Source organism: Candidatus Poribacteria bacterium (assembly GCA_009839745.1).
Lineage (GTDB): Bacteria > Poribacteria > WGA-4E > WGA-4E > WGA-3G > WGA-3G.
The window spans coordinates 41,027-47,501 of the sequence record VXPE01000101.1; the positions used below are offsets into that span (position 1 = coordinate 41,027).

At 49.5% G+C, this 6,475-nt stretch carries 6 protein-coding genes; 2 read left to right on the forward strand and 4 right to left on the reverse strand.

What is annotated here, in order from left to right; translation table 11 throughout:
* Positions 1-21 precede the first annotated feature (21 nt).
* The 4 genes from F4X88_15520 to F4X88_15535 all read right to left on the reverse strand — a co-directional run bounded on the left by F4X88_15520 (position 22) and on the right by F4X88_15535 (position 4,304).
* Positions 22-1,266, reverse strand: coding sequence for a YvcK family protein (locus tag F4X88_15520; GenBank protein ID MYA57695.1), 1,245 nt, complete (start codon positions 1,264-1,266; stop codon positions 22-24).
* A gap of 182 nt (positions 1,267-1,448) precedes the next feature.
* Positions 1,449-2,876: a phosphoglucosamine mutase gene (glmM, locus tag F4X88_15525; GenBank protein MYA57696.1), complete on the reverse strand. Its 1,428-nt coding sequence runs from the start codon at positions 2,874-2,876 to the stop codon at positions 1,449-1,451.
* Positions 2,866-3,642 carry a hypothetical protein gene (locus tag F4X88_15530; protein ID MYA57697.1) on the reverse strand — a complete coding sequence of 259 codons (777 nt, stop codon included), beginning with the start codon at positions 3,640-3,642 and terminating at the stop codon, positions 2,866-2,868. Before F4X88_15530 ends, glmM begins: the two co-directional genes overlap by 11 nt.
* 8 nt (positions 3,643-3,650) lie before the next feature.
* Complete coding sequence (locus F4X88_15535) at positions 3,651-4,304, reverse strand: tetratricopeptide repeat protein (protein MYA57698.1); 654 nt, start codon at positions 4,302-4,304, stop codon at positions 3,651-3,653.
* 183 nt (positions 4,305-4,487) lie between these two features.
* On the opposite strand from F4X88_15535, the gene F4X88_15540 reads away from it, so the two are divergent.
* Both F4X88_15540 and F4X88_15545 read left to right on the forward strand, forming a co-directional pair.
* Positions 4,488-5,597 (forward strand): nucleotide pyrophosphatase, encoded by a 1,110-nt coding sequence (locus tag F4X88_15540; protein ID MYA57699.1) that lies wholly within the window; start codon positions 4,488-4,490, stop codon positions 5,595-5,597.
* 13 nt (positions 5,598-5,610) lie between these two features.
* Positions 5,611-6,372 carry a leucine-rich repeat domain-containing protein gene (locus F4X88_15545; protein MYA57700.1) on the forward strand — a complete coding sequence of 254 codons (762 nt, stop codon included), beginning with the start codon at positions 5,611-5,613 and terminating at the stop codon, positions 6,370-6,372.
* Positions 6,373-6,475: the final 103 nt, after the last annotated feature.

A 6,475-nucleotide genomic window follows, 5' to 3' on the forward strand; every position in this document is an offset into this window, starting at 1 on the left:
AGTAACCGGAACCCTCCTTACTCAAACCGACTCTTGGAGTTTTGGATGGTTGCCAAAGATCTTCACAAGAGAGCGGACTAATTTTTCGGGATCGTGGCGGATAACATTCATCTGAACACCGCCTAACCATGTGCCGAATTCAGTGACAACCATATCCCGGATGAGGTCTGCCTCAATCACCTGGATCCCCTGTGCTTCAAGGTTCTCCTGCTCACGATTATAAGAGACTTGCACCTTTGAGGCGTCTGCGACTTGCATTGTCTCCACAGACAAAGACGAAATATCTTTCGCCAAGTTCAGCACGTCCATGAGGTGCTGCGTATCTTCATAGAGCATTGAAAGTCCTTCCTCAGAAAGTGAACGAATCCGGGTCAACTGCGAAACTAGTTCCTTCCGAACATACTCTTGCATGATTTCTGTTGGCGCGGGTTGGTTATTCACCACGACGTAATTGAGCGGAATTTTGGCGTGATCCAAAATAGCATTAACGTGATCCGTGACCGCATAACCATCGGTTTCACCCGGCTGTGTCATAACGTTACAGACATAGATCTTCATGGCGTCTGAACGCTGAATCGTTTCCACGATGCCTTTGATAACCAGGTTCGGCATAATGCTGGTATAAAGGCTTCCGGGACCGATGATGATGACATCGGCGTTAATCAGGGCATCTACAGCCCCTTCATGGGCTTGACACTCATAGATTGCATCGGGGGAATGATGTGTTTTTCCGTTCTCGCGGGGTTCAAAAAAGACACGCTTGATCGGCTCACGATTTTCTCGGATAGGAATCGTGGATTCGCCGCGAACGATCTCTCCATCAGTGAGTTCGGCACACAAAACGGTATAATCCAACGTCACAGGGATAATCTGTCCACGCACTGAGAGTAATCTGGATGCTGCCTGAATCGCTTTCGGGAAGTTTCCTTCAAACTTTTCCGTCAGTGCTGTTAATAATAGATTGCCGACCGTATGTCCACCGAGTTCCCCATTGCTTGAAAAACGATATTCAAAAAGTCCTGCGAGTTCATCAGCATCGGACAATGTGAACAGGAGCCTCCGGATATCGCCCGGTGGGAGCATGTCAAACTCTTCAACGAGCCGCCCTGAACTTCCACCATCATCAGAAACGGTAACAATTGCCGCCAGACTATCCAAATCAATGAGGTGGTCTCTACCCTTCTCCAAATCAGCGTAGTGCTTAATACCACTCAGCAACGCGGATAAACCACTCCCGCCTCCGATGCAGGCAAGTTTCAAAGCCATAATTCCTCCAAATTTCTTTAACTATTAAATCTGAGCGGGGTTTCCGTTGTCAACCCCGATCTAAAATTAATAAAGCACTTTTTTGAGGGTGTGAAAGGTAAACTCGACCTAAAACTGCCGTGTAATAACCTGAATAGTCAGAAAAAAGGCGTTCCTACCCTATATAATAGATAACGGAATTACTACGAAATTTGTTTCATTAACACCTTGAGTGTTTCCATCGTCTCGTCACACAACTGCTCCGCCACAGTGAAAGTCGGTGCCTCACTAAAAACCCGAATGACAGGCTCTGTGCCGGATGGACGGATGTTGACCCATCGGTCCTTCCAAACCCGTTTGACCCCGTCCGTTAGTTCCAGTTGCGGTTCCGCGCCAGCGTCACACGCTTCTTTGTAAACCTCCAAAGCGAGGTCCACAAGACGTTCCGCAAGCTCCTGCGACGGGATTTCCAATTTCTTTCGGCACATCTGATAGTGGGGCATGTTCTCTACAAGCTGCGTTACTGACACACCAGATTCAGCGAGATACTGCGCAATCGCTGCAATAGAAGTGATACCGTCCGTGGTGTAATGGATATTAGGATAGATAACACCGCCAGTGCCTTCACCGCCGATAGCTGCCTTCACGGCGTGCATCTTCTCAACGACCCAACCGACACCGACTTTCGTTCGGTGGAGCGCAACACCGTGCTTCGCTACAATATCATCCAACATCCGACTCGTTGATACCGTTGCAACAACATCGCCTTTCGTCTTACGCAGCATAAAATCAGCGATAAACGCAAGCGTCCATTCACCACTCAATGGGACACCGCGCTCTGTCACAACGACAAGCCGGTCGGCGTCCCCGTCGTGGGCAAAACCAATATCCGCACCAGAAGCGACCACTGTTTTACAAAGTTCATCTAACACTTCAGGTGTGGGTTCGGCAGGACGGCGAAAATGTCCATCGGCGACACAGTTCAGCGCAACAACCCGACACCCCAATCTCCGCAAGAGGGGGGGACTTATGACACTGCCGGCACCGTTGCCAGCATCTATGACGACCTTCAACGCAGCCTTTCGGATTAAATCGGGTGCCAACCAAGCGGAAGACAGAATTTGATCGAGGTGATAACCGACTGCATCTTCACACGTTTCAAGCGTTCCTTGTTCGTTCCAAGGAGTAAGTGCGAAATCCTCTTTTGCGTAGATTCGCATCAATTCGTCCCGCTCCGTCTGTGTCAGAAGATGTCCCAAATTAGAGGCAAATTCAATGCCGTTCCACGCAACAGGATTATGGCTGGCTGTAATGGTAATACTCCCTTGGGCACCGAGTGCTTTCGCCATTAGGAGTATCGTCGGTGTTGGACAAAGCCCTACATCTATGACGTGGCATCCTGTGGCGAAAAGCCCAGCAAGGACGGCATGCCGAACTGTAGGACTGGAAGTTCGGGAATCTCTGCCAATAATCACCGTTCTCCCCCCAACAAAGGTGCCAAACGCCATCGCAAATTGCGTAATGATTCGGACATCGAGCGAAACGCCGACCTCACCCCGAACGCCTGAAACACTCACAATCGGTTTTTCTGCCTTACCCATACAATCCTCTCTGTAGCCTTTATACAGCATATCTACGGGAGCTGGTTATCTGCCATGCTCCCAAAAAACAGCACCCGCCAATCACTATCTGCCAGACTCCCACAAGATACCACGACTTCGGATAGTAGAATACATAAGAAGGAACAGGCGTGCGTTCATAGAGAAGCGGATTTCTAAAGATGTCAAACCCCTCAAAGATACAGCACACAACAATCAGGGGGTTCAGGTGTAAGACTGGTGGAATGAAAGGTTGAAGATCGTCCACATACCGTTGTAAGGGGTTGAGCAGAAACGCGCCACCCATCAAAACACACCATAACAGGGTGGCAAACTCCGTGCTGAAGAGGGCATCTCGGAAAACCTGCGTTCCCCAAACCCCGACCGCCGCTGCCGACAAACTATAAATCCCCAGTATTCCGAACATCTGTAACGCCTTGGCGACGGGAATACGCGTAACGAACAGAGCCGCCCCTGTCGATAAAACTACCCAGCATAACATCGGTATCTGACTTATCAGCAGCAGTCTTAACAACCGGTGTCCAGACGAGATAGAGGCGAGGGCATATTGTGCGTCAAAGCCGGTATTTAGGAAGTCGCAACGCACAGCACGGGCAGCAAGATAGGGTGCTACCAAAAGCACAACAAACACCTGCGCCATAAAAAAACACTCTATCGGTAAACCGAGTTTCGCCTGCATCAACACCCTATAGATAAGATAGAGCAAAAAGCTCGCAATGACAAACCATGTGATAAGTGTTCGCAGGAGGTGGTTTCGATCGATCAGAGTCGCATCCATACGCCAATTTACTCACTTTGGGTCCGAGCCCGAAGTCGTAATACCGCCTCAGCGATAGAGACGAGGTTCGGGTTAATAACCAAAGCTTGCTTATACGCCGCAAGTGCCTCGTCCATCTTGCCGAGTCTGACATAAACGTGTCCCATGCCAGCAAACGCACCGAAGTGATTCGGATTCAGGGAAATCGTCCGTTTGCAATCACGAATTGCCTTGCTCCATTCCTCAAGCATGAAATACGCGATTGCGCGTTGGTTATACCCTTCGGCGAAACTCGGATCCGTCTCAATTACAGCGGTGAAGCATTCAACGGCTTGCTGATACGCTTCGTTTTTGAGTAAGTCTTTACCGTTCTCAAGCATCACGTCAACCGCATCATCCCCGGAATGCGACCAAATTTCCCACAATGCGTATTCGGCATTGAAGCGGGTCCCACGGTCTCTATTTTTCAGAGCATCTACCAACGCAGGAATTGCTTTTGAACTCCCAACCAACCGAAGTGCGAATCCCGCAGCGCGCCCGAGTAAGGGTTCTTTGCTGTGAAGATAGGCAGCCAAATCGGCTTCTGAATAGTTAGAAATTAGAAGTCGTTTGAGCGTCTCCTCGTCTGCTGAATTCTTGAATATCAGTTTCGCCAATTCGGAAGATCCGTTGCGCATCTGCATAATTCAGCTCTCCGTGTGGTCCTAATTTTAAACAAATTATATCAGATTCCCGTTGGAATGACAACCTTAAATCCCAGTCCACGCAAAAAATCTTGCGATTCAAACAGATACCTGCTATAATTATTGGGTCAGACAGGTAGGTAATCCAACAAGTATGCCAAATAGTGGAGCAAGACACAGAACGTGAAACGGCGAAAAATCCTCATCCTTTGTATCGACGCGGGTAGCCACGAGTATCTCGCAGCGAGCGACCTTCCTAACATCCGCCAGTTGGCAAAAAACGGATTTTATGTCCGTGCCAACGCCGTTATCCCTTCGGTCACGAACGTAAACAACGTCAGCATCGCAACCGGCTCCTTCCCGGAAACGCACGGTATCACAACGAATTACCATGTAGACAGGGCAACCGGCAAAGGGGAATTCATTGAGGATAACCGCTTCCTCCTCGCACCGACCCTCTTTGAGATCGCAAAAACCTGTAAATTCGCAGACAAAACGGCACTCTTCGTAACAAAGAAAAAATTACTACGCATGCTCGAAGCAGGCACGGATATAGCCGTCGCCGCTGAATCACCGCCCTCTGAATACATCCAAAAAGTCGGTCAGGTTGAACCGATCTACTCAGCGGAAATCAATTGGTGGTTGCTCCGTGCTGTGCATGCGGTCTTGCGGACAGACGCCCCAGAACTCGTCTATTGTTCAACAACGGATTGGGTGCAACACAAATACGCCCCCGATGACGATCTGTCGCAACAGCATCTTGCGGAATTGGATCGGATTATCGGGAATATCATTGATGATGAACCGGAACGCGAGATCTATATCACAGCCGATCACGGGATGTTGGCAAAAACGACTGCCATTGATCCGGGGCGCGTCCTCAGTGAACACGGTATCCCTGCGAGTTCTATCCCCATTATTAAGGATCGTTACGTCGCGCATCACGGCAATTTAGGCGGTGCCGCTTATGTGTTCCTCAAGGATCGCGCCGATACAGGGCAAGCGATCCAAACCCTTCTGAATACGTCCGGTATTGAAGAGGTCTATTCCGCAGAAGATGCGGCACGCACATTTCGGCTCCATCGTGAACGGATCGGAGATCTTTTCGTATTAGCAGACGAAACGACTGTTTTCGGTGAGTTGGAAACGGCAGTGGAACCGACCGCAGTGCGTTCACACGGGTCTCGGCACGAAAGTTACGTGCCAATCATTGGCTATAACAGCCCGTGGTCGGTAACAGATTTTGAATACAATGTCGATGTCGGAAAACTCTTTTTAGAGAGTTTGCGTTAGCGGAGGTTCTGACGTGCAAGTCAAACGTGTATCTATTACAGTCTTTTCGGTTCTGTTCAGTCTTTTGCTTCCCAGTTTAGTCTATGCCCAACGGAATCAACCCGAAGTTGTGTCCATACCCGATGCGAATTTGGCGACGGCAGTGCGGGAAATAATTGGCGATTCCATTACGACGCACACACTACTGGATCTTACAGGTCTTAGGGTTGAAGAGCGCGGGATAGAAAATCTCACCGGTCTGGAACACGCCCGCAACCTCAGGAGACTGCACCTTCAAAGGAATGCGATATCAGATATTTCTCCGTTAGCAGGCTTGACGCAATTGACTGAGTTATTACTTTCGGTGAATAATATCTCGGACGTATCGCCCCTCGTTGAACTCAAAAAACCGCCTGCGGTGTATATGAACCAGAATCCCCTGAGTTACGATTCCATCAACACGCATATTCCTGTCATACAGGCGAAAGGAATTGAGATAGGATTTGATGAGCGCGTCCCGAGGTACCTGGTTACAATATCAGACCCCACGGAACAAGGCGCGGTCAACTCGCCGTTCCCACTCCGTTTTGTCGTGGAAGTGCAGGACCAGCGAAGGAAGCCGTTCTCAGGTGTGCCGGTGACGTTTGGCATCACTGTGGGGGATGGCACACTTACTGCGGCAGATCGCAGAACGGATGCTACGGGTAAGGCGACAGCACGTTTGAAATTGGGACGCACCGTAGGCACGACCGTTGTCCGCGTGACCGCCGCACATATTCAGCACCCTGATTTATAACATCATCTATAAGTGCTGGTACATTTATACCTGCCTTCGGTTCTTATTTTAACCCAAGTTGCTATTGTTCTCCAAAGAGTTGTTTAATGCTTGTAGCGATGAT